This is a genomic window from Rhizorhabdus sp. (assembly GCF_018006725.1).
In the GTDB taxonomy this organism is placed as follows: Bacteria; Pseudomonadota; Alphaproteobacteria; order Sphingomonadales; family Sphingomonadaceae; genus Rhizorhabdus.
In genome coordinates this window covers 1-2,520 of record NZ_JAGMXV010000462.1, presented here as the reverse complement: position 1 = coordinate 2,520, position 2,520 = coordinate 1, and the positions used below count along the sequence as shown (strand labels likewise).

The following is a 2,520-nucleotide window of genomic DNA, read 5'->3' as shown; positions in this document are numbered from 1 at the left end:
CGTCCAGCGGTCGTCAGAATGGTCAGCCTCGCGCGAGAACGGGTCACGGTACACCGTAAACGGGTTCTCAATGCGATCAATCGACAGTTCCTGCTCCATCGACTCATCGCTACAGTATTTCGTCCTCACGCGGAAGTGACCGATTCCACAAGTCACCGCGTACTCGAAGGCGTTGTCGTAGGCAATCTGGCTGCGGCTCGTCCGCTCAATGTGCCGCACAAGCCCTTGGATCACATCCGCCGTCGCCTTCGCCGCCTTGCTATCCGCCGGGATAACGTCAATCGCCGGGCGAATCTTCCGCTGCTCGTTGACCACCTGGCGCACGAACGCGGGCATCCGGTTAATGGTCAGGCACGGCCGATCGCCGCGCGACTTCTTGGCGGCTTCCGGCCACTGATTGCCGACGATGAACTCCATGTCGTCCATCGCGGCCGTGCGGTTCTCGCGCTCGGCCTCGACGGAGATTTTGAAACGCTTGCGCGCTTCCGCGAGGATTTTCTCCGCCGCGCTATCGCTAATCAGGCTCCCATCCATCCCGGACTCGCTCTAGTTTGTGTTTGCGGCTTCGACTCGCGCTTGTCGCGCACCATGCCGGGGAATAGCTCGGTCATCGCCCAGACGAACGCATCCGCCCGGTTAGGCGATGCCTCGCCTGTATAGCCATTCGTTGTGAACCCCGCCAACTCGTCCTCAAGGTCTCGGAAGTAGCCAGACAGCCGCACCTTGCCCTGCTCAACAAGCGCCGAAATTGGCTCGGCCCGAACGACCTTGCCGCGACTCGCATGGACCTCCCGAAACGGCGTCCGGGGCCGCGCGGTCTGGATAACCTGATTCACCATTGCGCCCCCATAGTTGACCTCACCGACGACTAGATCGGCATTCCAGCGATCATAGGCATTCGTGGAGACCTTGCCCCACGTTCCCGGCCCCGCTTTAACGGTGAGATCCTCGAGGACGTACCCGACGCCATCCGTCCCGAGGCCGGCGACGATGATGCCGATAGCGTTGTTGTCGGTGTTATCGGTGTCGCCCGACCCCGAAGGATCGACCGCCACAACGATGCGCTGCATATCCGGCAACTGGCGGTCGATCACGCGCCACTTGTCTATGTGTTCCTCGACGAACAGCCCCGCAGGGTTCGCGTCGCGGAACTCGCCTAGCATGAACCGCCGCCGCATCCGCTCGGACAGGTTCGCCAATTCAGCGAGGTACTGCGCCGGCAGATTCTCGGCGTTGTCGGCCGGGTTGATCTGGTACGCGGCGAGCTGCGCCGGATCGCGCACCGGCTGCCGGGTGTCGGGGTCGAGCTTCTGAATGAACAGGCGATACGACCAGTGCGCCTTGTCGGGCGGGTTCTCGTCGTAGTACATCCGCAGCGGCAATTGACCCGGAGCCATGCCCCGGACGCGAGTCTCGACGTTCTGCGCGAGCCGCGTGACCGCGATATTCCGCGAGGCGTAGGGGATCTGGCTGCACTCGTTCAGGAAGATGGTCGCATACTCCTGCCCGAGAATCTTCTCGGTGCGCTCCTTGTCGTCCAGCCCACCGAACCAGATTTGAGAGTCGCCTAACTGCGCGAACCAGTCGGTCTTGTTGATCTCGTTGGGGACGCCGGGGAAGCACAACTCCATCATCTTCGGCCAGGTGTCATAGACCACCGACGCCTTGACCGCATTGAAGCGAAACCGCAGGACCGCGTGCCGCGAGCCGGGCGCCTTAAGCGCACGCATGGCGATGGCGCGGAGGATCAGGAACGTCTTACCCGACCGCGACCCGCCGAATAGCATGATGTGCGTCGCGGCGGACGCTAGAACCTCATTCGCCGCCGTCTGCCGCGCCGTGAGGCTAAAGTCTGGCATCCGCCTGCGCTAGCACCATCTCGACCGGCCCGCCGTCGTGGCCCGCGTGCTGGATTTGCGAGAGCTTCGGGACGCACCGATCCAGCAACGCCTCTGCCGCGCGTACCTGGGTCGCGGACATCTCGCGCTCGCCGATAACGTGCTGGTGCAGGAAGGTAATCAGCAGCGACGATTGGATTTTGGCCCTGATCTCGTCGGAATGCCGCCGGTGTATGCGTGCCGCCATGTGTCGCTAGACCTCGCCAATGAAAAAGCCCGCGCGCGGCGGGCTAGTCGTATTCGGGGCGCACGGCCCCTACCCCGGATTATCCCCATCTATCCCGCGTCGTCAATACAGGAAATCGGCATCTTCCACGCTACCGCGAGCGGGTGCGCGTCGCTTGCTGGCGCTCGGGGCCGGCGCGGGGCTGGGCGCTCGTCCTGCCCGCGGGCGAACCGCGCGAGCCGCAGATTCTGCTCCCATCGATCCCATTGCATCCGGAGGTTGAGCAGGCTTGCAATCGAGCAGCCCGACTTATTCGACGGTGGGGCGTCCCCGACCGCGAACCAGATGGCGAACCGGGGCGCCTTGCGATGGTCTAGGTGGTCCATGCGGGCGTACCCGGCGCGCTTCAGCCGCCCCAGTACATGGGCCGCGGCGTTGGGCGTCAGGCGCATAGCC

At 63.8% G+C, this 2,520-nt stretch carries 4 protein-coding genes; all 4 read right to left on the bottom strand.

What is annotated here, in order from left to right; translation table 11 throughout:
* Positions 1–534: portal protein (locus KAY22_RS27875; RefSeq protein ID WP_296626285.1), on the bottom strand; the 534-nt coding region annotated here is incomplete at its 3' end.
* Positions 519–1,859, bottom strand: a complete 1,341-nt coding sequence (locus KAY22_RS27870) for a phage terminase large subunit (protein WP_296626284.1) — start codon at positions 1,857–1,859, stop codon at positions 519–521. The genes KAY22_RS27870 and KAY22_RS27875, both read right to left, overlap by 16 nt.
* Positions 1,846–2,085, bottom strand: coding sequence for a hypothetical protein (locus KAY22_RS27865; protein ID WP_296626283.1), 240 nt, complete (start codon positions 2,083–2,085; stop codon positions 1,846–1,848). Before KAY22_RS27865 ends, KAY22_RS27870 begins: the two co-directional genes overlap by 14 nt.
* An 89-nt stretch (positions 2,086–2,174) precedes the next feature.
* On the bottom strand, positions 2,175–2,520 hold a 346-nt coding region (locus KAY22_RS27860; RefSeq protein ID WP_296626282.1), incomplete at its 5' end, for a hypothetical protein.